At 72.0% G+C, this 25,056-nt stretch carries 19 protein-coding genes and 2 pseudogenes; 4 read left to right on the forward strand and 17 right to left on the reverse strand.

Annotated features, from left to right (window positions below):
• Nucleotide 1 precedes the first annotated feature (1 nt).
• From AC3CF1_RS10450 to mraZ, 16 genes and pseudogenes are all read right to left on the reverse strand, one after another.
• Nucleotides 2-814 carry a DivIVA domain-containing protein gene (locus AC3CF1_RS10450; protein ID WP_088949371.1) on the reverse strand — a complete coding sequence of 271 codons (813 nt, stop codon included), beginning with the start codon at nt 812-814 and terminating at the stop codon, nt 2-4.
• Between the two features lie 44 nt (nt 815-858).
• Nucleotides 859-1,164 carry a YggT family protein gene (locus tag AC3CF1_RS10455; RefSeq protein WP_088949372.1) on the reverse strand — a complete coding sequence of 102 codons (306 nt, stop codon included), beginning with the start codon at nt 1,162-1,164 and terminating at the stop codon, nt 859-861.
• 30 nt (nt 1,165-1,194) lie between these two features.
• Nucleotides 1,195-1,887: a cell division protein SepF gene (locus AC3CF1_RS10460; protein ID WP_141910526.1), complete on the reverse strand. Its 693-nt coding sequence runs from the start codon at nt 1,885-1,887 to the stop codon at nt 1,195-1,197.
• A gap of 190 nt (nt 1,888-2,077) precedes the next feature.
• Nucleotides 2,078-2,821, reverse strand: a complete 744-nt coding sequence (locus tag AC3CF1_RS10465; protein WP_488450289.1) for a YggS family pyridoxal phosphate-dependent enzyme — start codon at nt 2,819-2,821, stop codon at nt 2,078-2,080.
• A gap of 9 nt (nt 2,822-2,830) precedes the next feature.
• A complete protein-coding gene (gene ftsZ, locus AC3CF1_RS10470; protein ID WP_088949375.1) occupies nt 2,831-3,946 on the reverse strand; it encodes a cell division protein FtsZ in 1,116 nt (371 codons plus the stop codon).
• A 246-nt stretch (nt 3,947-4,192) separates the two neighbouring features.
• Nucleotides 4,193-5,011: a cell division protein FtsQ/DivIB gene (locus AC3CF1_RS10475; protein WP_488450291.1), complete on the reverse strand. Its 819-nt coding sequence runs from the start codon at nt 5,009-5,011 to the stop codon at nt 4,193-4,195.
• Nucleotides 5,008-6,573 carry a UDP-N-acetylmuramate--L-alanine ligase gene (murC, locus tag AC3CF1_RS10480; RefSeq protein ID WP_488450293.1) on the reverse strand — a complete coding sequence of 522 codons (1,566 nt, stop codon included), beginning with the start codon at nt 6,571-6,573 and terminating at the stop codon, nt 5,008-5,010. The genes AC3CF1_RS10475 and murC overlap by 4 nt, the downstream gene beginning before the upstream one ends.
• Entirely contained in the window at nt 6,570-7,676 is a 1,107-nt protein-coding gene (murG, locus tag AC3CF1_RS10485; RefSeq protein WP_099856017.1) for an undecaprenyldiphospho-muramoylpentapeptide beta-N-acetylglucosaminyltransferase, read from the reverse strand. Before murG ends, murC begins: the two co-directional genes overlap by 4 nt.
• Nucleotides 7,676-9,121 carry an FtsW/RodA/SpoVE family cell cycle protein gene (locus tag AC3CF1_RS10490; protein ID WP_488452063.1) on the reverse strand — a complete coding sequence of 482 codons (1,446 nt, stop codon included), beginning with the start codon at nt 9,119-9,121 and terminating at the stop codon, nt 7,676-7,678. The genes murG and AC3CF1_RS10490 overlap by 1 nt, the downstream gene beginning before the upstream one ends.
• A gap of 312 nt (nt 9,122-9,433) precedes the next feature.
• Entirely contained in the window at nt 9,434-10,558 is a 1,125-nt protein-coding gene (mraY, locus tag AC3CF1_RS10495) for a phospho-N-acetylmuramoyl-pentapeptide-transferase (RefSeq protein ID WP_088949380.1), read from the reverse strand.
• Nucleotides 10,555-11,952 carry a UDP-N-acetylmuramoyl-tripeptide--D-alanyl-D-alanine ligase gene (locus AC3CF1_RS10500; protein ID WP_488450296.1) on the reverse strand — a complete coding sequence of 466 codons (1,398 nt, stop codon included), beginning with the start codon at nt 11,950-11,952 and terminating at the stop codon, nt 10,555-10,557. Before AC3CF1_RS10500 ends, mraY begins: the two co-directional genes overlap by 4 nt.
• Complete coding sequence (locus AC3CF1_RS10505) at nt 11,949-13,511, reverse strand: UDP-N-acetylmuramoyl-L-alanyl-D-glutamate--2,6-diaminopimelate ligase (protein WP_488450297.1); 1,563 nt, start codon at nt 13,509-13,511, stop codon at nt 11,949-11,951. The genes AC3CF1_RS10500 and AC3CF1_RS10505 overlap by 4 nt, the downstream gene beginning before the upstream one ends.
• Before the next feature lie 52 nt (nt 13,512-13,563).
• A pseudogene (locus tag AC3CF1_RS10510) lies at nt 13,564-15,770 on the reverse strand (peptidoglycan D,D-transpeptidase FtsI family protein).
• A 3-nt stretch (nt 15,771-15,773) separates the two neighbouring features.
• Nucleotides 15,774-16,379 carry a cell division protein FtsL gene (gene ftsL, locus AC3CF1_RS10515; RefSeq protein WP_141910533.1) on the reverse strand — a complete coding sequence of 202 codons (606 nt, stop codon included), beginning with the start codon at nt 16,377-16,379 and terminating at the stop codon, nt 15,774-15,776.
• Nucleotides 16,369-17,478, reverse strand: a pseudogene (rsmH, locus tag AC3CF1_RS10520) (16S rRNA (cytosine(1402)-N(4))-methyltransferase RsmH). The gene ftsL and the pseudogene rsmH overlap by 11 nt, the downstream one beginning before the upstream one ends.
• A 205-nt stretch (nt 17,479-17,683) precedes the next feature.
• Nucleotides 17,684-18,115 carry a division/cell wall cluster transcriptional repressor MraZ gene (gene mraZ, locus AC3CF1_RS10525; RefSeq protein WP_088949385.1) on the reverse strand — a complete coding sequence of 144 codons (432 nt, stop codon included), beginning with the start codon at nt 18,113-18,115 and terminating at the stop codon, nt 17,684-17,686.
• 355 nt (nt 18,116-18,470) lie between these two features.
• On the opposite strand from mraZ, the gene AC3CF1_RS10530 reads away from it, so the two are divergent.
• From AC3CF1_RS10530 to AC3CF1_RS10545, 4 genes are read left to right on the forward strand one after another with little or no spacing between them, the layout of a single operon-like run.
• Nucleotides 18,471-19,718: a MurT ligase domain-containing protein gene (locus AC3CF1_RS10530; RefSeq protein WP_488452065.1), complete on the forward strand. Its 1,248-nt coding sequence runs from the start codon at nt 18,471-18,473 to the stop codon at nt 19,716-19,718.
• A complete protein-coding gene (locus tag AC3CF1_RS10535) occupies nt 19,708-20,427 on the forward strand; it encodes a type 1 glutamine amidotransferase (protein ID WP_088949387.1) in 720 nt (239 codons plus the stop codon). The genes AC3CF1_RS10530 and AC3CF1_RS10535 overlap by 11 nt, the downstream gene beginning before the upstream one ends.
• Complete coding sequence (locus AC3CF1_RS10540; RefSeq protein WP_488450300.1) at nt 20,424-21,107, forward strand: TVP38/TMEM64 family protein; 684 nt, start codon at nt 20,424-20,426, stop codon at nt 21,105-21,107. Before AC3CF1_RS10535 ends, AC3CF1_RS10540 begins: the two co-directional genes overlap by 4 nt.
• 2 nt (nt 21,108-21,109) lie before the next feature.
• A complete protein-coding gene (locus AC3CF1_RS10545; protein ID WP_488450302.1) occupies nt 21,110-21,895 on the forward strand; it encodes an aminoglycoside phosphotransferase family protein in 786 nt (261 codons plus the stop codon).
• A gap of 109 nt (nt 21,896-22,004) precedes the next feature.
• Here the strand turns inward: AC3CF1_RS10545 and leuS are convergent, their stop codons facing one another.
• On the reverse strand, nt 22,005-24,845 hold the full coding sequence (gene leuS, locus AC3CF1_RS10550; protein ID WP_354983513.1) for a leucine--tRNA ligase: 2,841 nt from the start codon (nt 24,843-24,845) through the stop codon (nt 22,005-22,007).
• Nucleotides 24,846-25,056: the final 211 nt, after the last annotated feature.

Consider the following 25,056-nt stretch of genomic DNA (forward strand, 5'->3'; position numbering starts at 1 on the left):
CTCAGCGTCCGGCTTCGAGGGCGCCGGAGCGCCCGCCGCCGCCGTACGAACCGGCGAGGCCCGCAGCGGCCAGCCCGTTGCCGCCGGCAACCCGGCCTGCCTCGGAGCGGGTCATCTCGGCTTCGAGGCCCTGGCCGCGACCGTCGAGGTCACGCAGCTGGCTCTCCAGGTAGGCCTTGAGCCGGGTGCGGTACTCGCGCTCGAACTGCTTGAGCTCCTCGATGTGCTTCTGCAGCGCCGTGCGCTTGGCGTCCAGGCCGCCCATGGCCTCCTGGTGCCGCTGGCGGGCGTCCCGCTCAAGGGCGTCAGCCTTCGCGCGCGCCTCCCGGGTCACCTCCTCGGCCTTGCCACGGGCCTCGGACAGCAGCTGGTCGGCCTCGCGACGAGCGTCGGACACGTGGTCGTCGGCGGTGCGCTGGGCCATCATCAGCACGCGCAGGGCCTGCTGCTCACCGTCACCGGTGACGCCGCCGCCGGCCGGGCCGCCGGTCGCGCGGACCTGCTCGAGCTCGGCCTGCATCGCGCGGGCGGCCTGCTCGGCCGCCGACTTGTCGCGCTGCACCCGGTCCAGTTGGGCCTTGACGTCGTTGAGCTCCGCCGCCAGTCGGGCGTCGCCGCCGGGGCCGGCGGGGGCACCGCCACGGCCGCCGCGCTCCACCTGGGCGCGCAGCTCGTTGTTTTCCTCGATGAGACGGGCGAGCTCGCGCTCGACCTCGTCAAGGAAGGCGTCGACCTCCTCCTCGTCATACCCCCGTTTGCCGATCGGCGGCTTTTTGAAGGCGACGTTGTGGACGTCGGCCGGGGTCAGCGGCATCGAAACTCCTCGGGTCAGTTGCGGCCGCGAAAGCGCGTCGGTCATCAGGCAGATGCCCTGATCGACGGCCCTAACACGAACTCCATCAGCACGAACAGGATAACCAGGAGCACAAGGGAGGCCAGGTCGATGCTCACGGTACCAATTCGCAGCGGAGGGATCACACGCCTCAACGCGTTGAGAGGGGGATCAGTGACGCTCCACACGGATTCCAATCCTGCCGATGCTCCACGCCCCGGTTGCCAGCGACGGCCGTACTGCAGGACGGCGCTCAACACGAACCGGGACAAGAGGAGGAGCAGGAAGACATAAAGGACCAGGTACAACACTTGCAGTAAGATCGACAACACGGTCAGCGACGTCCCTCGGGTCGGGCGGGGTCAACTCAGACTGAAAAAACCGCCCTCAGCGATCTTGGCCTTGTCCTCAGCGGTGACCTGGACATTAGCCGGTGAGAGCAGGAACACCCGATTGGTCACGCGCTCGATCGTACCGCGCAGGCCGAACGCCAGACCGGCGGCGAAGTCCACCAGACGGCGGGCATCGGCCTCATCCATCTCGGTGAGATTGATGATCACCGGAACCCCGTCGCGGAAGTGCTCACCGATCGTGCGCGCCTCGCGGTAGGTGGTCGGGTGCAGCGTGGTGATCTGGTAGCGCTGCTCCTCCTCGGGCAACGCCCGCTCACGCGACGCGACCTGCGGCGCGAGCGCCAGATTGTCGCGGGTGTGGTAGGTCAGCGCGCCGGAGGTCTCACCAGCCGACGACCGGGTGATCGACCGTACGCTGGCCCGCTCGACCCGCTCCGGACGCTCGTTGTCACCACGCTCGGACTCGCTCAACCGCCCGCTCGCCCGCTCGGAGAGTCGACCCCGCTCACTGACCCGCGGCCGGGGAGCCGGTGGCTCCTCGGTGTCGTCCTCGTCCTCGTCGGCGAACTCCTCGGCGTACCGGCTCTGCCGGTAACGCGAGTCGCGGTAGCCACCCTTGTCGTAGCCACCGTCGTCGTAGGCCCGCTCGTCGTCTTCTTCGACCAGACCGAGCCAGACCCCCGCCTTGCGCAGTGCACCCATCCCGCGCCCTTCCGTCCGCCGTGCGGCACGCGCCCCCGTGCCATGTCGCCCGTCGCGAATGGACAACAATGCCCATCGGACCGGGGCGGCAATCCCCTGGCGCGCGATTCGCGTCGCGCGCCACGACCCCCGACTAGGGGACGCCACCCCTGAAACAACACTGATGTAATTTCCATGTCTCGCGGTCAGGCTACCGCAGCGTGGGACGCATTCCGAGCAACGCGCTGCCGACGCGGACATGTGTCGCGCCGTATCGGATCGCGATGTCGAAATCTCCGCTCATTCCCGCGGACAGCTCGGTCGCTCCCGGATGGACCGTCCGAAACACGCCGGCAACCTCCGCGAGTTCTGCGAAGGCCCGGTCCGGCTCCCAACCCAGCGGAGCCACCGCCATGAGACCGACCAGACGCAGCCCGGGCGCGTCGGCCACCGCCTCGGCCACCGGTTCCAGCCCGGCGCCCGGGTCGGCCGAACCAGGCAATGCGCCACCCCGGGCCGCGTCGCCGTCGATGCTCACCTGGACCATGACGTCCAGCGGCACCTCCCGGTCGGCGGTGGCGTTGGCCAACGCCCGGGCCAGCCGGACACTGTCGACGGACTGCACCACGTCGGCGTACCGGACCACCGAGCGGGCCTTGTTGCGCTGGAGTTGACCGATGAAGTGCCAGCGGGGGCGCACCCCGGCCGCGGCCACCTCGGCGGCCTTACCGGCTGCCTCCTGGTCGCGGTTCTCCCCCATGTCGGTGACCCCGAGCCCGGCCAGCGCCAACACGTCGCTGGCCGGGTAGGTCTTCGTCACCGCGATCATCGTGACGTCGGCGCGGTCCCGGCCGGCCTGCACGCAGGCGTCGGCGATCCGGGACCTGACCTGAGCCAGACCGGCCGCGATCTCGGCGTGCCGGTCCGGCCCCACCGTGGCTGAGCTGTCGGTCATCGGCGGTGCTCAGGACCCGTTCTTGAGGAAATCGGGAACGTCCACGTCGTCGAAGAGCACTCGGCGCGGCGACTGGGCCGGAGCCGGGTTGGTCGCCGGCGCCGGCACCGGGGTGCTCTGCGCCGCCGGCTGGTTGGTGTTGGTCTTACGGGTCGGCTCGGCCGCCTTGTACGCGGGTGTGCCACCGTCGAAGCCCGCCGCGATGACCGTCACCCGCACCTCGTCACCGAGCGCGTCGTCGATGACCGCGCCGAAGATGATGTTGGCGTCCGGGTGGGCGGCATCGGTGACCAGCTGGGCCGCGTCGTTGATCTCAAACAGGCCCAGGTCGGAACCGCCGGCGATGGAGAGCAGCACGCCGCGCGCGCCGTCCATGCTCTGCTCCAGCAGCGGGCTGGAGATGGCCGCCTCGGCCGCCTCGACCGCGCGGTTCTCGCCGCGGGCGCTGCCGATGCCCATCAACGCGCTGCCGGCGCCGCTCATCACGCTCTTGACGTCGGCGAAGTCCAGGTTGATCAGACCCGGGGTCGTGATCAGATCGGTGATGCCCTGCACACCGGAGAGCAGCACCTGGTCGGCAGTGCGGAAGGCGTCCATCATGCTGATGTTGCGGTCACCCAGGGCCAGCAGCCGGTCGTTCGGAATCACGATCAGCGTGTCGCACTGGTTGCGGAGTTCGTCTATTCCGGTTTCGGCCTGCACCTGACGGCGCTTGCCCTCGAAGGAGAACGGCCGGGTCACCACGCCGATGGTCAGCGCACCGAGCTTGCGGGCGATGTTGGCCACCACGGGCGCGCCACCGGTGCCGGTGCCGCCGCCCTCACCACAGGTCACGAAGACCATGTCGGCGCCCTTGAGCACCTCCTCGATCTCGTCGCGGTGGTCCTCGGCGGCGTTCTTGCCGACGTCCGGGTTGGCCCCGGCCCCCAGGCCACGGGTCAGCTCCCGGCCGACGTCGAGCTTGACGTCGGCGTCACTCATCAGCAGCGCCTGGGCATCGGTGTTGATCGCGATGAACTCGACGCCCTTGAGCCCAACCTCGATCATCCGGTTGACGGCGTTGACGCCGCCTCCCCCGATGCCGACGACCTTGATGACCGCCAGGTAGTTGTGCGGAGGTGTCATCTCCGGTCCTTTCCTTCGAGATTGGCTTCGGCCGACCGGGTACGGCGTGGCCAGACCAGCGGCCGACGACAGCTGTCACCAGCGAGAGTCAGGAGTGAACCCTCACCCTCTACTAGAGGCTTACAGTTATGTCAACCACTGAACCTCTTCGGGGCAACGTAAGCGCCACCACGCGATGAGCCAAGGACCCGCCCGGCGTGTCGCCGGCCGGAGCGCGACAGGTCACGCCTTGACGCGCTCGCCGGGTCAGCGGAAGGTCACCACGTCCGGGGCACTCACGTCGATCCGATCGGTGTCCTCGTCGAGCAGCGCGGTGGCCACCCGGGCCTTGTCCGCGCCCCGGGTCGCGTCGCCCCAGACCACCGTCCGGTCTCCGCGCAGCCGCAGGGTGATCCGGGCCAACCCCTCCACGCTCACGTCCACCACCTCGGCGCGCAACTGCGGGGTCAGGGCGACGAGCACCTCCAGCCCGGCCCGCGTGCCCGGGTCGTCGGCGGCCGGTCGGGCCACCGTCACCTGCGGCATCCCGGCGGGGCGTTGGTCCACCGTCCGGAACGCCACCCCACTGCGGTCGATCAGGGCGTACGCCTCCCCCTGCGGCACCGCCGCCACCGGAGTCCGCTCGGTCACCCGCACCACCAGTGTGCCGGGCCAGTCGCGGGACACTGTGGCCCGCTCCACCGGCGCCAGCGCGCCGACCCGGCGGGCGGCGGCTGCCAGGTCCACCCGGGCCAGCGGCACCCCGTCCGGTACGGCGACCGCGTCGTGCACCTGCACCGGGGTGACCAGGTCGGCCCCCTCCACGCGCACCTCCCGCACACCGAACAGCCCGGTGCCCAGCACCGTCCAGGCGACCAGTCCGGCCAGCGCGAGCACCCCGGCGGCCACCGCCCAGGGCAGCGCCGCGCGCATGCGGCGCTGCCGGGCACGGGCCATGAACCGGCGGGTCGAGGGTGGTACCGCGTCGCGGTTCGCCCGGACCAGCTGCCAACGCCGCGCCGGACCGCGACGCGGGGCGCCGCCGTCGGCGGCGCGGGTCCGCCCTCGGGCCGGGCCGGGACTCATCCGGCCGTGGGCGCCGTGCCGCCGGGCGCGACCGTGCCACCGAGGGCCGCTCCGTCGCCCCCGGCCGTGGCGCCGCCCGGCACCGGATCACCGATCACCGGGGCGGTGGCCACCGGGTCGACGGTCGCGGTCGGCGCGGAGCCGTTCGCACGCGCCCCCAGAGCGGCCAGCAGCTCGTCGCCCATCAGCGAGATCGGCGGGGCGCCCATGGTCACCACGACGTCCCCTGGGCGGGCCCGGCGGACCACCTCGACCGGCGCAGCCTCCCACGAGTCGACGAAGACCTTGCGGTCGGCGGGCAGCCCCACCGCCGCGATCAGCGCCGCCGAGCCCTCACCGGGCTGGCGCAGCTCGCCCGGCCCGAAGACCTCCAACAGCACCACCTCGTCGGCGATGGCCAGCGCCTCGGCGATCTCCGCCTGGTTGTCCCGGGTGCGGTACAGCCGGTACGGCTGGAAGACGACGATCAGCCGCCCGTCGCCGGCCACCTCGCGCAGCGTCTGCATCGCCAACGTGATCGAGGTCGGGTGGTAGGCGTACTCGTCGTAGACCAGCACGCCGTCCGCGACGCCCTTGCGCTCGAAGCGCCGCCGCACTCCGGGGAAGACCGCCAGCGCGGCCTCGGCCGCCTCCATCGGCAGTTTCAGCAGGTACGCGGCCAGCACCGCGGAGGCACTGTTCAGCCCCATGTGCCGCCCCGGCACCGGCAACCGGAACTCGCCGAGTGACCGGCCGTCGATCGCGGCCAGATAGCGCACCCCACGCGCCGAGGAGACGATCTCGGTCAGCCGCAGGTCGGCGTCGGCCGCCTCGCCGTAGGTGAACACCTGCCGGCCCTCGGCTCGCAGGCTCTCGGCCAGCCGCCGACCGCCCGGGTCGTCGGCGCAGGTGATGATGAACCCGTCCGGGTCGGTGAGGCGGGCGAACTCCACGAACGCCGCCTCCAGCGTCGCGTAGTCGCCGTAGGTGTTGAGGTGGTCCGCCTCGACGTTCGTGATGATCGAGACGTACGGGCGGTAGATGAGGAACGAGCGGTCGCTCTCGTCGGCCTCGACCACGAAGTGCTCGCCGGTGCCGTGGTGGGCGCCCGAGCCGACCTCGGAGATCTCGCCGCCGATCACGAAGGACGGGTCCACACCGGCCTGCTGGAGCACCATCGTCACCATCGAGGTGGTGGTGGTCTTGCCGTGCGTGCCGGCGACCGCCACCGCCCGGCGGCCGGTCATCGCCGCGGCGAGGGCCTCCGAACGGTGCAGCACCCGCAGGCCGCGCCGACGCGCCTCGACCAACTCCAGGTGGTCCTGGGGGATGGCCGACGAGTAGACGACGGTGTCCACGCCGTCGAGGTTGGTCGCCTCGTGCCTGAGGTAGATGGTGCCGCCGAGCGCCCGCAGGCCCGCCAACGACGGCCACTCCCGCAGGTCGCTCCCGGAGACCCGGATGCCACGGGTGAGCAGCAGCCGGGCCACGCCGAGCATGCCCACCCCGCCCACCCCGATCAGGTGGACGGCGCCCAGGTCCTCCGCGGTGAGCGTGCCGGCCGGGGTGAACTGCGCGGTCATCGGGCAACCGCCTGGATGACGAAGGAGCGCAGGGCCTCGTCACCGTCGCGTCGGCCGTACGCCCCCGCGGCCGCGCCCATCGCGTACAACCGCTGCGGGTCGCGGATCAGGGGGATGACGGTGCGCTCCAGCCAGGCCGGGGTGAGCTCCGCGTCGTCGACCAGGAGCCCGCCGCCGGCCTCCACCACGGGCAGCGCGTTGCGCCGCTGCTCCTGGTTGCTGTGCGGGTACGGCACGTAGATCGTCGGCAGCCCGATCGCGGCAACCTCGGCGACGGTCATCGCCCCTCCCCGGGCCAGCATCAGGTCGGCGGCTGCGTAGCCCAGCTCCATCTCGGACAGGTACGGCAGCGTCACGTACGGCACCGGCAGGTCGGTGGGGATCGGCACCGGCTCGTTGCGGGCGCCCATCACGTGCAGCACCTGCACGCCGTTGCGGGCCAGCTCCTTGGCCGCCCCGGAGACCGCCAGGTTGATCGACCGGGCGCCGGACGAGCCGCCGGAGACGAAGAGCACCGGCAGGTCCGGGCGGAGCCCGAAGTGGGCGCGGGCGGCGTCGCGAAGCGCGTACCGGTCCAGTGCGGCGATGGTGCGGCGCAGCGGCACCCCGACCACTGTGGCGTCGCGCAGCGACTCGGCCTGGCTCGGCTGGTGCGGGAAGCCGACGGCGACGTTCTTGGTGAACTTCATGCCCAGCTTGTTGGCCACACCCGGTGGCACGTTCACCTCGTGGATCACCATGGGCATCTCGCGACGCCAGGCGGCCAGGTAGGCCGGCACCGAGACGTACCCGCCGAAGCCGACGACCACGTCGGCCTGCACCTCGTCGATCACCTTGCCCGCGGCGCGCGCCGCGGTCCACATCCGGCCCGGGGTACGGACCAGGTTCATGTTGACCGACCGGGGCAGTTGGTATGCCGGGATCTGCCGCAGGTCGTAGCCCTGCGGCGGGATCAGGTCGTTCTCCATGCCGCGTGGTGTGCCGAGGCAGGTGATCCGGACGCCCGGGTCGTGTCGGCGCAGGCAGTCGGCGAAGGCGAGCAGCGGGTAGACGTGCCCCCCGGTGCCACCTCCCGCGAGCACCACCGAACGCAGCGGACCCATCAGCGTCTCCTTTCGCTCGCCGTACCCCCGCGGTTGCGGTCCTGGCGGACCCCGCGCGGCGCGGCCTGGTCGTCATGGCGCCGCTCGCGGGACCGGGGTATGGACCCTCGGCCAGCGGGCGGCGTCGCCGGTCGGCGACGCCTGCCGGGAAGCGGCGGCAACGGGGCCCAGAGTAGTCGGACCCACCGGGCCGGCGGACGGGCATGCAGTGCTCGGGCCGCATCGGGTTCGGCGCGGGCGAAGGACGCCAGCATGCCGATGCCCGCCAACGTCACCACCAGGGCACTTCCGCCGTCGGAGATGAACGGCAGCGGCAGGCCGGTGATCGGCAGCAGCCCGACCACCCCACCAATGTTGATCACGGCCTGGCTGACCAGCCAGGTGGTCACGGCGGCTGCGGCGAAGCGGCGGAACGGGTCGTCGACCCGACGGGCGATCCGCAAGCCGGTGTACGCGAGGACCGCGAACAGGGCGAGCACCACCGCGCAGCCGATCACGCCCAACTCCTCGGCGATGATCGCGAAGATGAAGTCGTTGTGCGCCTCGGGCAGCCAGTCCCACTTCAGGCTGCCCTTGCCCAGCCCGACACCGAACCAGCCGCCGTGCTCGATGGCCAGTCGACCCTGGTAGAACTGGAGGCAGTCGCCGAGCTTGCAGGTCTCCGGGTCGGGCGGGTTGAAGAACATGGCCAGCCGGGCGAAGCGGTAGTTGTCCTCGCCCTTCTCGCCGGAGCCGGCGCCCAGCGAGGCCACCGCGATGAGCAGGCCGACGCCGAGCAGGCCGACCACGGTCAGCGCGCCGAAGACCCGCATGCGGACGCCGGCGGCCCAGAGCAGACCCACCACCAGGGCGAGCAGGCAGAGCATCGTGCCCACGTCGTTGTAGCCGACCAGGACGAAGAGCAGGCCCATCACCGGGAAGAGCGGGGTGGCCAGCTCGCGCCACCAGCCCAGCGCGGCACCCTTGCGGGCGATCAGGTGCGCGCCCCACAACACCAGCGCGAACTTGGCCAGCTCGGAGGGCTGGACCTGGATTCCGCCGATGAACAGCCAGAGCAGCCGGGCCTCGATCGGGCCGATCCGGGCCGAGTCCTGCTTGGTGAGCCGGGCGTACGCGAGCAGCAGGTTGAGCACCAGCAGCAGCCCGATCGAGGTGAACAGCAGCGGTCGGCCGAGCGAGCGGTACGTGCTGGCAGGTAGGCGCTGGCAGACCCAGAACGCCCCGATGCCGATCACCGCGAAGATCGCCTGCTTGGTCACCGAGGCCGAGGCGTTGCCGTCCTCGGCGTAGTCCTTCACGCTGGTCGCCGAGAAGACCATGGTCAGCCCGATCAGCAGCAGCAGACCGGCGCTGGACAGCAGCAGGTAGTAGGAGGCCAGCGGTCGCGCCAGCAGACCGCGCAGCGCGGCGAGCCCGCCGGCCCCGTCCAACCCGCGCAGTGGCATGGGTGGTGGCGGGTCCGCTGCCCGCGGTGCCGCACCCGGTTCCGGGCCGCGCGCGTCGTCGGGCGGCGCGCCCGCCGCAGCGGTACGCGTCGCGCCCGGTGACCGTCGCGGCCGACCGGCTGTCCTGTCGTCGGTGCCTGAGTCCTCCCCCACCCCGACATCATCACCGCTGGACGCGCCGGGCACGCCCACAACGACGCACCGGGCGTGTCGAACTCCCGCGCCGGCCTTGAAAGCACCAACCGCCCGGACGGAACCCGCGCGCAGCGGGCCGTCCGGGCGGCCGGGGAGTGCGGGGATCGCGAGGGCCGATCAGGTCATGTTGGCGAGGAACTCGCTGTAGAACAGGCCCAGGGCGATGGCCACGCCGATGCCCGCGATGATCCAGAAGCGCACCACGATGTTTACCTCACTCCAGCCGGCCAACTCGAAGTGGTGCTGCAGGGGAGACATCCGGAACACCCGTTTACCGGTGGTCTTGAAGGAGATGATCTGGATCACCACGGACATCGTGATGATCACGAAGAGCCCGCCGATGATCGGCAGCAGCAGGATGGTGCGGGTGGACATCGCCATGCCGGCGATCAGACCGCCCAGCCCCAGCGCCCCGGTGTCGCCCATGAAGATCCGTGCCGGGGACGTGTTCCACCAGAGGAAGCCCACACAGGCCCCGGCCGCCGCCCCGGCTATCAGCGCGATCTCCAACGGGTCGCGGACCTCGTAGCAGTACGGCTGGGTGTAGTTCGGGTCCGCGCACCAGTGCCGGTACTGCCAGAACGCGATCAACGCGTACGCGGCGAGCACCATCACCGAGGCGCCGGTGGCCAGACCGTCGAGGCCGTCGGTGAGGTTGACGCCGTTCGTCGCGCCCATCACCACGAAGATGAAGATGATCACCGCGCCGACCTTGCTGACCTCCAGGGCGTCGATGTCCCGGATGAAGCTCAGCGTGGTGCTGCCGACCGTCTCGGTGTTGGTCGCCAGGCCCGAACCGTCGGTCATCGTGCTCGGGAACCACAGCGCGATCACCCCGAAGACCGCGCCGACCAGGATCTGGCCGAGCAGCTTGCCGCGCTTGTTCAGCCCGGCGCTGTTGCGCTTGCGCACCTTGAGGAAGTCGTCGAGGAAACCCACAGCGCCGGAGAAGACCATCAGCCCCAGCAGCACCAATGCCGTGATGGTCGGCTCCACCTGGGCGATCTGCTGGTCCGGCAGGCTGGTCAGGGCCAGGTGCCCGGCCACGTACGCGATCACCGTGGCCAGGATGAAGACCACGCCGCCCATCGTGGGCGTGCCCTTCTTGCCCTGGTGCATGGCCGGGCCGTCGGACCGGATCGGCTGACCGGCCTTGAGCCGGGTGAACAACTTGATCGCGATCGGGGTGCCGAACAGCGAGACGAGGAAGGCGACCCCGACGGCGACGATGACGGCCCTCATCGGGTTGGCTCCCCAGCGGCGTCGGCGCGCAGGGCGTCGGCCACCTCCCAGGTCCGGTACCGGGAACCCTTGACCAGGACGACATCACCCGGTCGTAGCTCGCTCCGCAGCACCTCGACGGCCGCCGCCTGATCGGTGAGCAGCACCGACTCTCCTCCCCAGTTCGCTACCGCTGTCGCGCCTTCGTGGATCGGCGCTGCCGGCTCACCCACCACGAGCAGCCGGTCGACGCCCAGCTCGGCCACGAGTTGGCCGACCTCGGCGTGGCCGTCGCGCTCGAACGGGCCCAGCTCGGCCATGTAACCGAGCACCGCGACGGTACGCCGCCCCTGGCCGATACTGGCCAGCGCCCGTACCGCCACCGCCATCGAGGCCGGGTTGGCGTTGTACGAGTCGTCGATGACGGTCACCCCGTCGGGGCGGTCGAAGACGTCCATCCGACGGGTCGAGACCAGCCCCAGCTCGCCGAGGGCCGTGGCCAGCTCGGCCAGCGGCATGCCCAGCTCCCGGGCGACCGCCGCCGCGGCGAGCGTGTTGCCGACCTGGTGACGGCCGGTCAGCCCGAGCCGCACCGACGCGCGGCCCTCCGGGGTGACCAACGTGTACGACGGGTGCCCCCGCTCGTCCAGCGTGACGTCCTCGGCGCGCACGTCGGCGTCCGGCGCCTCGCCGTAGCGGACCACCCGGGCCCCGGTGCGACCCGCCATCGCGTCCACCCGCGGGTCGTCGGCGTTCAGCACCGCCAGCCCGTCCGCCGGCAGAGCCTCGACCAGCTCTCCCTTGGCCTGGGCGATGGCGTCCTGCGAGCCGAACTCGCCGATGTGCGACGTGCCGACGTTGAGCACCACGGAGATCCGGGGCGGCACCAGCTCGCACAGGTACCGCACGTGCCCGATCCCCCGCGCGCCCTTCTCCATCACCAGGTAGCGGGTGTCCGGCCCGGCCTGCAGCGCGGTGTACGGGTGGCCCAGCTCGTTGTTGAACGAGCCGGGCGGCGCCACGGTGGCCCCGAGCCGGGCGGTGAGCTGACCGATCAGGTCCTTCGTGGTGGTCTTGCCGGAGGAGCCGGTCACCCCGATCACGGTCAGCTCCGGCAGCCGGTCCACCGCGGCACGGGCCAGCCGGCCCATCGCGGTCAGGGCGTCGTCCACCAGCACCATCGGCACCCCGGGCACCGCACGGCTGCCGAGCACCGCCACCGCGCCGGCCTGGATCGCCGTCGCCGCGTAGTCGTGCCCGTCGACCTTCTCACCGGGGAAGGCCACGAAGAGCGAACCGGGCCCCACCTTTCGGGAGTCGAACTCCACCGAACCGGTCACTGTGGCGGCGGGATCGGCGGCCTCCAGCCGCCCGTCGACCGCCGCGGCCACCTCGGCCAGGCTCAGCGCGATCACCGCTGGACCGCCAGGTCCCCGAAGCGGGCCCGCAGCGCGTCGGCCAGCTCGATGCTGTCGTCGAACGGAAACACTTCGCCCGCCACCTCCTGGCCGCGCTCGTGCCCCTTGCCGAGCAGCGCGATGACGTCGCCCGGCTCGGACAGCCGGACCGCCTCGTCGATCGCTGCGCGGCGGCCGGCCACCTCGATGATCCGGGCGGCCGTTCCAGCCCGGTACGCGCCCGCGAGCACCTCGGCGCGGATCTCCGCCGGCTCCTCGGTACGCGGGTTGTCGTCGGTCACCAGCACCAGGTCGGCTCCCTCCGCCGCGGCCGCGCCCATCACCGGCCGCTTGCCCCGGTCCCGGTCACCGCCGGCGCCGATCACACAGATCAGCCGTCCGGCGCTCAACTCGCGCAGCGCGGCCAGCGCCGCCACGATCGCGTCCGACTTGTGCGCGTAGTCGACAACGCCGCGCACCGGCGCGGCGACGTCGACCAACTCCAGCCGGCCCGGCACGCCACCGCAGGCGGCCACCCCGGCCGCCGCGGTCGTCGGGTCCACCCCGGCACCGACCAGCGCGGCGATGGCCAGCAGCGCGTTCGCCACGTTGTGCCGGCCGGGCAGTGCCACCCCGGCGTCCAGGACCACGCCGTCCGGGCCGTGCGCGGTGAACCGCTGCGCGTACCCCTCGCCGCCCACGCCGTCGGCCCACCAGCTCGCGCCCTGGTCGCCGGCCGCCGAGTAGGTGACGGTGGCCGGCTTGTACAGCGGCTTCAGCGCCGGGTCGTCGTGGTTGAGCACCTCGACCGCGCACCGCCCGTCGAAGAGCTGGGCCTTGGCGGCGAAGTAGTCGTCGCTGTCGGCGTGGAAGTCCAGGTGGTCGGAGCCGAAGTTGGTGTAGCCGCCGACGGCGAACCGGACGCCGCCCACGCGACCCATGGCCAGCGCGTGGCTGGAGACCTCCATGACCACCGCGGTGACCCCCCGCTCGCGCGCGGTGGCCAGCATGGCGTGCAGGTCGGTCGCCTCCGGCGTGGTGCGCACGCTGTCGATCACCAGGTCACCGAGCCGCGTCTCGACCGTGCCGATCAACCCGGTGGTGTGGCCGGCCGCCCGCAGCCCCGACTCGATCAGGTACGCGGTGGAGGTCTTTCCGGCGGTGCCGGTCACCCCGATCACTGTGAGACCGGCGGTCGGGTCGCCGTACACGGCCGAGGCCAGCTCGCCGAGCACGGCGCGCGGGTCGGGCACCACCAGGACGGGCAGCCCGCTGCCCGCGGCCAGCTCCGCACCCGCCGGGTCGGTCAGCAGGGCCACGGCACCCGCCTCGGCGGCGCCGGCGGCGAACTCCGCGCCGTGCCGGCGAGCGCCGGGCAACGCCGCGTACAGGTCGCCGGGATGGACCTCCTGGCTGGCGTGGGTGGCCCCGGTGACGACCACCTCGGCGGCGTCCGCCGGAAGGTCGACGGCGAGTCGGACGGCGAGATCGCCGAGCCGGACTCCGGTCACGGTACGTGGACGTGGATTGCCGGGCACGGCGTCAGACCCTACCCCGTCGTCCGGTTCCGGCCGCACAGCCGCCCCGGTGGTTCGTCGGCACTCACCGATGATGTCCCGCCATTGCTGCTCAGCGCGGATAGACCACGAACTTGGGTGCGGAACCACCGGTTGACGGTGGTACGCGGTAGTGACGCAGCGTGAACTGCATCATGTCGCGGAACGCCGGGCCGGCGATCGCGGCGCCCCACCACCGGGCGCGTACGCGAAGACCGCGATCACGTACCGGGGGTTCTCGGCGGGGGCCATGCCGATGAACGAGGACACCTCGCCGGGCTGCTTCCTGCCGTCCACCAGTCGCCACCCGGTGCCGGTCTTGCCGGCGACCCGGTAGCCGGGGACGGCGGCGGTCAGCCCGGTGGCGCGGTCGACGGTGGTGACCGCCTCCAGCATGGTGCGCAGGGCCGCCGCGTTCTGCGGGCTGAGCACCGACCGGGTCACCGGCGCCGGCGCGGGGGTGCGCTTGCCGTCCGGGCCGATCACCTCCTTGACCAGGTGCGGCTGCACGTACGTGCCGTTGTTGGCGATGGCGGCGTACGCGGCGGCCATCTGCAGCGGGGTGGCGTCGACGCTGTGCCCGATCGGCACCGAACCCTCCGACGAGTCGCTCCACTCGTCGGCCGGGAGCAGACGTCCGCTGGCCTCCCCCGGCATTCCCTCGCCGGTGGGCTTACCCAGCCCGAACCGCTTCTGGTAGTCGATCAACCGGTCCTTGCCGAGCTGGCCGGCGATCGTGATGGTGCCGACGTTCGACGAGTAGGCGAGCATCCCCGGCACGCTCATCTTCTTGCCGTCGGCGGGATGGGTGTCGGAGAACCAGGTGTCGCCCTTCTTGATGCTGTTGGCGATGGGCAGCGCCGTGTCCGGCGTGATCACACCCTCCTGCAACGCCGCACCGAAGGTGATCGCCTTGTGGATCGAGCCGGGGTCGACGACGAAACTGGTCGCCGCGTCCTCCCGGGCGACCGGGTCGCTCGGGAACGGCTTCGCCGCGCTGTAGGTGGGATTGCTGGCCTGGGCCAGCACCGCACCGGAGGGGATTTCGATGATCACGGCCACGCCGGTGCCGCCGCGCTGCTGGGCCATGCCCGCGCTGAGGATCTGCTGCGTACGGAACTGCAGGTCACGGTCGATGGTGAGGGCCAGCGAGCTGCCCGGCTTGGCGGGAGTGGTCTGGCTGTAGCCGCCCGGGATCGGCGCCGCGAGGTCACCGAGGCCGGCCTCGTACACCCGCTTGCCGTCCTGCCCGGCGAGCACGTCGTCGTAGCGGGCCTCCAACCCCTCCAGGCCGGCCATGTCCTGACTGGTGAAGCCGATCAGGTTGGCCGCCAGGTCACCGCCGGGCACGTCACGGCTCTCGTCGCGGTGCACCCCGATGCCGGGAAGCTCCAGCGCCTGCACCCGCTTGGCCGTCGGGATCTCCACACCCCGGGCCAGGTAGGCGAACGTGGACAACTTGCCGTTCTCCAGCCTGCGGGGCTTCATCAGCTCGACCAGCTTCGACGCCGGGATGCCGAGCAGCGGGGAGAGCGCCTTCGCGGTGCCGGGCGGGTCCTTCACCTCGGTCGGGTCGGCGAAGACATAGCGGGCCTCGACACTGCGGGCCAGGGGCGCGCCGGTGCTGTCGTAGATCGCGCCCCGCGGCGCCGGCAGCTCGACAGTGCGGAGGCGGTCGGCGATGCCGCCCCCGGCGTACGCCGGAGCGTCGACCGCCTGAAGGAAGATCAGCCGGATCCCGATGACGGCGAACAGCGTCAGGGCGAGCGCGGTGCCCAGCCGCAGGCGCAGTCGCGACTCGGCCAGCTTCGGAGGGCGCGGTGGCTTGCGGGACGGTCGGCGGGACGCCGGTCGGTCGGTGCGCCGCGGCGCGCGTGGCGTGGTCCGGCGGCGTGGCGGCGGCTCGTCGACGCCCGGGGCACGCGGGGTGCGCGGCGAGACGGTGCGCACGACGCCGCCGCGCCCAGCGGCCGGAGCGTCGCGCCGGCCGGCGCGGGCGGCGGCCCGGCCGCCGTCGAGCACCTGCAACGCCGGCCGGAACGGGTCGCCGGACCGGGTGCTGCGCGGCGTACGCCTCTGCTCGGCGCCCCCGCTGCGCGCCGGCGTGCCGCGCTCCTCGCGCACGGTTCGACCCCTCGGGGTGTACGCGCGAGCCCCGGAGATGCCCCCGATGCCTGGTTCGCCGGAGCGGGACTCCCCGTCGACGGGGCCGGCGTCACGCGAAGAACCGCGCCGGGCCCCCGTGGGGTCCCGGCGCGGCTCGTCCGACCTTGGTGGCACTGGTCAGCCTCCCGCACCCTGGCTGGTCACCGACGGCTTGCCGGTCGCCGGCTGCGGCACGCCGATGGTCTTGCCGTCCGGCAGCCGGATGTAGCCCGGCTCGCCGGCGTCCACCAGGCCCAGCCGCCGCGCCTCGGCGGTCAGGTTGCCCGGCGCCTCGGCCTCGGCGATCTGCTTGTCCAGTTGCTGCTTCTCCAGGTCCAGTCGAGCCTGCTGCTGCTGCAACCGCTCCAACCGGAACGCGTTCTCATTGATCTTGGTGTTGACCGCCAGGATGCCCAGCACCCCGCCGACCACCAGCAGCACGATCAGCGCCGCGAACGGCGCGCGCGGCACCGACACCGGCGGTGGCGGCGCCACCCGCAGCCGAGGCGGGCGGGCAACGGTGGCGCTGGCGGCCTTCTCGACCGGTCGCAGCGCGGCGGTGCCCTGAGTCGGGAACTCGCGCGCCCCCCGGGCGCGAGTCTCCCCCTGCCGATTCGTTCGATCGATGCGTGGCGTACCGTTTCCGAGGCGCGGAGCCCGCTCCGCCGCGGTCCGGCCCCCCGACCGCGGTGCGCGCTGCTCGCCGCCGGTGACGTCCCGGCGGCCGCGCTTGTCAATGTTCATGTCCCTCCCCCTCAACGTCCGTCCCTCTGCCGTCCCGGTGCCCCTGACCCCCCACGGATCAGGCGGACCCCGTGCCCGGTTGGTGCATTCCCTTCACCCGTCGGCGAGACCGTTCGCGGTCGGTCCGCCCAAGCTCTGTCGCGTTCGGGTCGAGTCGCTCCGCAGCCCGCAGCCGCACCGAGGCGGCGCGCGGGTTGGCGGCGACCTCCGCCTCCCCGGGCAGTTCGGCGCCCCGGCTGAGCAGCCGGAACGTCGGACCGGACCCGGGAAGTTCGACCGGGAGGTCGACCGGGCCCGTGTTGCGGACCCGGTCCGCGAGGGCCGCCTTGGTGAGCCTGTCCTCCAGCGAGTGGTAGGACAGGACCACCATGCGACCGCCCACGGTCAGTGCGTCGAGCGCGGATGGCAACGCTGTCTCCAGCGCTGCCAGCTCTTTGTTTACCTCGATCCGTAAAGCCTGAAACGTTCTCTTTGCCGGGTGTCCGCCCGTTCGTCGGGCCGGCGCCGGGATGGAGTCCCGGACCAGCTCCGCCAGCAGCGCGGACGAGGTGATCCGGGCGCGTTCCCGCTCCCGGATGATCGCCGAGGCGATCCGGCCGGCGAACTTCTCCTCGCCGTAGACCCGCAGCACCCGGGCCAGGTCCGGATGCCCGTAGGTGTTGACCACCTCCTCGGCGGTCACCCCCCGGGTCTGGTCCATCCGCATGTCCAGTGGCGCGTCCTGGGCGTACGCGAACCCGCGGTCGGGCGCGTCCAACTGCAACGACGAGACACCCAGGTCGAACAGGATCCCGTCGATGCCCGGATAGCCCAGCCGGTCGAGCACGTCCGGCAGCTCGTCGTAGACGGCGTGCTCCAGGTGCACCCGATCGGCGAACCGGGCCAGTCGGACCCGCGCGTGGGCGAGCGCCTCGGTGTCCCGGTCGAGCCCGATCAGGACCGTCTCCGGGTGCGCCTCCAGCACCGCCTCCGCGTGCCCGGCCAGGCCGAGCGTCGCGTCGACGTAGATCGTCCGGCCGCCTCGACCCAGCGCGGGGGCCAGCAGCTCGAGACACCGCTCGAGCAGCACCGGCACGTGCGTGCCGCGCAACTCCCCCATGATGACCCCCACTGGTTGAAACGTCCGTTCTCTTCGTGCGCCTGTCGTCGGACGGCGCTGCCGTCGTACCGCCAGATCCCCATCCGCTCCCGCCGGACACCGGACCGTCGCCCGATGACTGGATCGTGCGCCTGGCACCGGGGAAGGGGTGCCAGGAACTCGAAAGCGGCTGGAGATCTCGCAGTACGTCGGGCGCCGTTCCGCCCTACAGACCGCCTGGCAGCACCCCCTCCTCGATGTCGGCGAAGTCGTCTTCGCTCTCGGCGAGGTAGGTCTCCCAGGCGACCTTGTCCCAGATCTCCACCCGCGTGCTCGCGCCGATGACCACCAATTCGCGGTCGAGCGCGGCATACTCCCGCAGATGGGCTGGAATGGTCACCCGACCCTGCTTGTCGGGAACCTCGTCGTGCGCGCTCGCGAAGAAGACCCGGCTGTAGGCCCGGGCCGCCTTGTGCGTCATCGGCTGCGCGCGCAACTGCTCCGCGATCCGCTGGAACTCAGGAGTCGGGAAGACGTAGAGGCAACGATCCTGCCCTTTGGTGACCACGACACCCCCCGCCAGCTCATCCCGGAACTTGGCCGGAAGGATCAACCGGCCCTTTTCGTCCAGGCGCGGAGTGTGGGTGCCGAGGAACATCGGCCCAACCCCCTCGCCCTTGAGCGGCGTTCGCGGCGCCGCTGACCCCCCGGGCCGGTGAGCCCTCCCGGCCTCACCATTGGTCCCCACTCTACTCCACTTCCCTCCACTCGCAACCAGATTCGCCCGCGTGGCGCGCCCGATCCCCGCCTAAAACAGCACGTCACAAGGGGTGGAGCGGAGTGGAGGGCCGCGACCGCCCTCCGGCGTGGTCCGCTTTCCGACATAGATCGACTCCGTCCGGCGGAGGTCCACCCGGCCGCCCGCGCAGCCACCACGGCCGAACGGTTCACCGTCGGCGGCGATCTGGCGGGGCGGGCGGTCCGGTAACCTCGCTCGCGTGACCGACGCGAAAATGCCCCTACGGGCCAAGGTGGCCAGCTCCGTGTCACGGACCGCCGCAGCGCTCTCTCGGGCGGCCGGCCGCGGCGACGGTTCGGTGATCGGCGGTTGGATCGGCCTGAAGATCGACCCGGACCTGCTGGCCCATCTGTCGGCCGGGCGGGCGATCGCGCTCGTCTCCGGCACCAACGGCAAGACCACCACCACCCGGCTGACCTCCGCCGCGGTCGGCGTGCTCGGCCGGGTCGCCACCAACTCGTTCGGCGCCAACATGCCCAGTGGGCACACCTCGGCGCTGGCCAAGGCCGGCAGCACCCCGTACGCGGTGCTGGAGGTGGACGAGCACTATCTCGCCCAGGTGCTGGAGGCGACCGAGCCGCACGTGGTCGCGCTGCTCAACCTCTCCCGCGACCAGCTCGACCGCGCCAAGGAGGTCGCCATGATGGCGCAGCTCTGGCGCGCGGCCCTGGTCCGGCACACCAACGTGCGGGTGGTGGCCAACGCCGACGACCCGCTGGTGGTGTGGGCCGCCACCCCGCCGGGCGACCCCGCCCGGGGCATCAACCCGCCGCACGTGACCTGGTTCAGTGCGGGCCAGCGCTGGCACGACGACTCCTGGGTCTGCCCGGAGTGCGGCTCCACCATCCAGCGCTCCGGTGACCAGTGGTGGTGCACCGGCTGCCCGCTGCGCCGACCGGAGCCGAACTGGGTCGTCGAGGACGAGGGGGTGCTCGACCCCACCGGGGCCTGGCACAAGGTCTCGCTCCAGCTGCCCGGCAAGGTCAATCTCGGCAACGCCGCGACCGCGCTGGCCGTGGCCGCCGAGTTCGGCGTCCGTCCGGTCGACGCGGTGTCCCGCCTTGGCATCGTCACATCGGTGGCCGGCCGTTACGCGCAGGTCGACAAGGACGGGCGCAACATCCGGCTGCTGCTGGCCAAGAACCCGGCCAGCTGGCTGGAGGCCTTCGACATGGCCGACGACGCCCCGACCCTGCTCTCCATCAACGCGCGCGACCCCGACGGTCTCGACACGTCGTGGCTCTACGACGTCGACTTCGCCCCGCTCCGTGGCCGGCAGGTGTTGATCACCGGCGACCGGGCATACGACCTGGCAGTCCGTCTGGACGTCAACGACGTGCCGTTCCAGCACGTCCGCACGTTCGACGACGCGATCCGGTCGGTCCCGTCCGGGCGGCTGGAGGTCATCGCGAACTACACCGCGTTCCAGGACATCCGAGCGGAGTTGGACCGTGTCATCTGAGAGCCTGCGCATCGTCTGGATCTACCCCGACCTGCTGTCCACCTACGGCGACCGGGGCAACGCCCTGATCCTCGCCCGCCGGGCCCGCCAACGCGGCATGCCCGTCGAGGTGCTGGAGGTCCGCTCCGACCAGCAGCTGCCAGCGACCGCCGACATCTACCTGGTCGGCGGCGGCGAGGACGGCCCTCAGGCACTGGGCGCGCAGCGCCTGCTCGCCGACGGCGGTCTGCACCGGGCGGTCGCCCAGGGTTCGGTGGTGTTCGGTGTCTGCGCCGGCTACCAACTGCTCGGCACCTCGTTCTTCGCCAAGGGCGTGCAGTGCCGCGGCCTGGAGCTGCTCGACCTCCAGTCCGACCGGGGCCCGAGCCGGGCCGTGGGTGAGCTGGCCGGTGAGATCGACCCGCGGCTGGGCCTGCCACCGCTGACCGGTTTCGAGAACCACGGCGGCCGCACCCACCTCGGCCCGGAGGTCTCCCCGCTGGCCCGGGTCACCGCCGGGGTGGGCAACGACGGTGCCACCGAGGGCGCGTGGCGCGGCAAGCTGCTGGGCACCTATTCGCACGGCCCGGCGCTGGCCCGCAACCCCGCCCTGGCCGACCTGCTGCTGCGCTGGGCCACCGGGGCACACCAGCTTCCTCCGCTGGACGACACCTGGCCCGACCGGCTCCGCAACGAGCGCCGCTCCGCGGTGGCCGCCGCCCGGCAATGATCCGAGCCGTCCGTCGGCTGCTCCGGCAACCGTCGGCCGCCCGGTTCGCCCTGCTCGTGCTGCTGATCGGCGGGTGCGGGCTGCTGCTGCTCCTGGTGCCCCGTCCGGATCCGGAGCAGTTGCCGCTGCTGGCCGACCGGCTGGGCGACCTCGCCCCGGTGGCGGCGATCCTCGGCGGCGCTCTGCTGCTGGTCGCGCTGGTCCCCCGTACCTTCATCACGCTCGCCGCGGGCGCGATCTTCGGCCCCCTGGAGGGCGCCGCGTACGCCCTGGGCGCCGCGTTGGTGGCCGCGGCGATCGGGTTCAGTGTCGGCCGGCTGCTCGGCCGGGAGTTCGTAGCCGAACGGGTCCGTGGTCGCCTGGCCCGCCTCGATGGCTGGTTCGCCCGGCAGAGCGTGTTCGGTGTGGTCACCGTGCGGCTGCTGCCCATCGCCGGCTTCGGGCTGGTCAGCTACGGCTACGGCACGACCGGCGCGCGCGTGCTGCCGTTCCTGGCCGGCAGCGTGATCGCCTCCGCGCCGACCGCCGTCGGCTACGCGGCGATCGGCTCCGCGGTCAGCTCCCCCGGGCACATCAACTGGTATGCCGCCGCACCGGCCAGCCTCGGCCTGATCGCCAGCGTGGTGATCATCCACCAGTGGTGGCGTGCCGAGCGCCGACGCCGTCGAATGCCGGTCTGACAGTGGCCGAGCCAACCGCCGGCCCGGCCGGGGAGCCACTGTCCGGTGGTTTCGTCGCCGACGTGGTCCGGATCGGGGAAACGGTACGACGTACCCCGCCCGCCAACCTCGACTTCGTCGGCGCGCTGCTGCGCCACCTGGCCGGGGTGGGCGCGGACCTCGCGCCGCGCCACCTGGGCGTCGACGCCCACGGTCGGCAGATGCTCAGCTACGTCGCGGGCCGGGTGCCGTGGCGGGACCGGGAGGATCCGGCGTTCTTCGCCGACGCGGCGCTGGTGCGGCTGGCCGAGCTGATCCGGCGGCTGCACGACGCGTGTGCGGGCACCGGGCTGGCGGGCGACGCCGAGACGGTGTGCCACCGCGACCTGTCGCCGAAGAACACCGTGTACCGGGAGTCCTCCGTCGGGCCACTGCCGGTGGCCTTCCTCGACTGGGACCTGGCCGGCCCGGGCCGGCGGATCGAGGACGTCGCGTTCGCCGGCTGGCACTGGGCCGCGTTGGGAGAGGGCGCCGACCCGGTCGAGCTGGGTCGGCGCTGCCGACTCCTCTGCGACGCCTACGACGCGGCGTCGACCGCGACCGCACCGGCCATGCTGGCGCGGGCCGAGCTGGTGGGCGTGATGCTCGACCAGATCGAGAGCACCTGGCGGGGCATCGACGCCGGCGCCGACCGCGACGAGCCGGGCATGCGCCAGCTGCGCGACCAGGGCACGGTCGAAGGAATACGAAGCTGGCAGGACTGGCTGAGCTCCCACCGCGGAATCGTGGCGGCCGCGCTGAAGGCCTGACCACCCGCGCCCGGGTCGATCATGGAGTTGTGGTGGGGGATCAAACCCCTGCCACGGGGCGAACCAGGCACCACAACTCCATGATCGACGCCAGCAAGTGCCTGCGGCGTCAGGCGACGACGGAGACCATCCGGCCCTTTACCACGATGACCTTGCGGGGTTCCTTACCGGCCAGCGCTGCGGCCACCGCCTCCAGGGCAGCCGCGCGGACGGCCTCCTCGGCGGTGTCGGCGGGGACCTCGATGCGGCCACGGACCTTGCCGTTGACCTGCACCGGATAGGTCACCGTGTCCGCCACCAGCAGCGCCGGGTCGGCGGTCGGGAAATCCGCGTACGTCAGTGAGGTGTCGTGGCCCAGCTTGCGCCACAGCTCCTCCGCCAGGTGCGGGGCGAACGGCGCCACCATCAGCACCAGCGGCTCGGCCACCTCGCGGGGCGTCGCCGACAGCCCGGTCAGCCCGTTGGTCAACTGGATCAGCTTGGCGATCGCGGTGTTGAACCGGATGCCGTCCATGTCGCCACGGACCCCGTCGATCACCGTGTGCAGCAACCGGCGGGTCGCCCCGTCGGCCGGGTCCTCGGTGACCCGCAGCGCTCCGGTCTGCTCGTCGACGACGGCCCGCCAGACCCGCTGCAGGAACCGGTACGAGCCGACCACCGCCCGGGTCTCCCAGGGGCGGGACACCTCCAGCGGGCCCATCGACATCTCGTACACCCGGAAGGTGTCCGCGCCGTACGCGGCGCACATGTCGTCGGGGGTCACCACGTTCTTCAGCGACTTGCCCATCTTGCCGTACTCGCGGTTGACCGTCAGGTCACCCAGGTAGTAGGCGCCGTCGCGCTCCATGACCTCCTCGGCCTGCACGTAGCTGCCGCGCGAGTCGGTGTACGCGTACGCCTGGATCATGCCCTGGTTGAACAGCTTGCGGAACGGCTCGAACGACGACACGTGACCCAGGTCGTACAGCACCTTGTGCCAGAACCGCGCGTACAGCAGGTGCAGCACGGCGTGCTCGGCACCGCCGACGTACAGGTCGGTGCCCCCGCAGTCGCCGTCGCCGCGCGGGCCCATCCAGTACTGCTCGTTCTCCGCGTCGACGAACCGGTCGCTGTTGGTCGGGTCCAGGTAGCGCAGCTCGTACCAGCAGGAGCCGGCCCACTGCGGCATCACGTTGGTCTCCCGGGTGTAGCGCTGCGGCCCGTCACCCAGATCCAGCTCCACCTCGACCCAGTCGCGCCGCCGCGACAGCGGGGTCTCCGGGTTGCTGTCGGCGTCGTCGGGGGCGAACGTCTTCGGCGAGAAGTCGTCCACCTCCGGCAGCTCGACAGGCAGCATCTCCTCCGGCAGGGCGATGGCCGCGCCGGTGGAGTCGTAGACGATCGGGAACGGCTCGCCCCAGTAACGCTGGCGGGAGAACAGCCAGTCGCGCAGCCGGTAGGTGACCGCGCCGGTGCCGTGCCCGTTCGCCTCCAGCCAGGAGATGATGGCCGCCTTGGCGTCGGCGACCCCCAGGCCGTTCAGGTCCAGGCCGCGCTCGGGCGCGGCGCTGTTGATCGCCGGGCCGTCCCCGGTGTACGCCTTGCCGTCGAAGCCCTCCGCCGGCTGCACGGTGCGCACGATGGGCAGCTCGAAGACCTCGGCGAACGCCCAGTCCCGCTCGTCCTGAGCCGGCACCGCCATGATCGCGCCGGTGCCGTAGCCCGCCAGCACGTAGTCGGCGATGAAGATCGGGATCTGCCCGCCGGTGACCGGGTTGGTGGCGTACGCGCCGATGAAGACGCCGGTCTTCTCCTTGGTGTCGGACTGCCGCTCGACGTCGGTCTTGGCCGCCGCCGTCTTGCGGTACGCCTCGACGGCCACCCGGGGGCTGGCGTGCCCGCCGGTCCAGGCGTCCCTCGTCCCGTCCGGCCAGGCGGCCGGCACCAGCGCGTCGACCAGCTCGTGCTCGGGTGCCAGCACCATGTAGGTGGCACCGAAGACGGTGTCCGGTCGGGTCGTGAACACCCGCACCGGCGCCTGCCCGGTGGGGAAGTCGATGTGCGCACCGGTGGAACGGCCGATCCAGTTGCGCTGCATCAGCTTGATCGGCTCGGGCCAGTCCAGGGTGTCCAGGTCGTCGATCAGGCGGTCGCCGTACGCGGTGATCCGCATCATCCACTGCTTCAGGTTGCGCTTGAAGACCGGGAAGTTGCCCCGCTCCGAGCGGCCGTCGGCGGTGACCTCCTCGTTGGCCAGCACGGTGCCCAGCCCCGGGCACCAGTTCACCGGGGCCTGCGAAACGTACGCCAGGCGGTGGTCGTCGACGACCTGGCGGCGCTCGGCGACGCTCAGCTCGGCCCACGCCCGGCCGTCCGGGGTGGACCGGTTGCCACCCTCGAACTCCGCGATCAGCTCCGCGATCGGGCGGGCCCGGCCGGCGTCACTGTCGTACCAGGAGTTGAAGATCTGCAGGAAGATCCACTGGGTCCAGCGGTAGAAGTCGGTGTCGATGGTGGCCACCGAGCGACGCTCGTCGTGCGCCAGCCCCAGCCGGCGCAGCTGCGCCTTGTACCGCTCGATGTTCGCGACCGTCGTGGTCCTCGGGTGGGTGCCGGTCTGCACCGCGTACTGCTCGGCGGGCAGGCCGAACGCGTCGAAGCCCATCGCGTGCAGCACGTTGCGGCCGGCCATCCGCTGGTAGCGGGCGTAGCAGTCGGTGCCGATGTAGCCCAACGGGTGGCCGACGTGCAGGCCGGCGCCGGACGGGTACGGGAACATGTCCAGCACGTACAGCTTCTCCGCGCCGGCGCGGGGGTGGGTCGGGTCGGCCAGCGGGCCGGTCGGGTTCGGTGCGTGGAAGGTGCCCTCGCGCGCCCAGATGTCCTGCCAACGAATCTCGATCTCGTCGGCCAGGGCCGCGTTGTACCGGAACGGGGGAATGTCGCCCGCCGGTGCGGCTGCCTCACTCATCGTCTCTCCTCGCTTCGCTTCGCTTCGTCTCGGCACCACCGGGCCGGGCCGGCGGCGGGCACAAAAAAGCCCCTCGCGCAGGAGGGGCCGCCGTGCTGTCGCTGCGTTCAGCGCATCAGCACGGCCCGGTAAGAAGCAGGAAGACTCCGGCCATGTCCGGCAGTGTACCCCGCGCGCCGTTGCCCATGCCGGCCCCCGGGGTGAGGTCGGA

It is taken from the genome of Micromonospora sp. MGP-C2 (assembly GCF_057766525.1).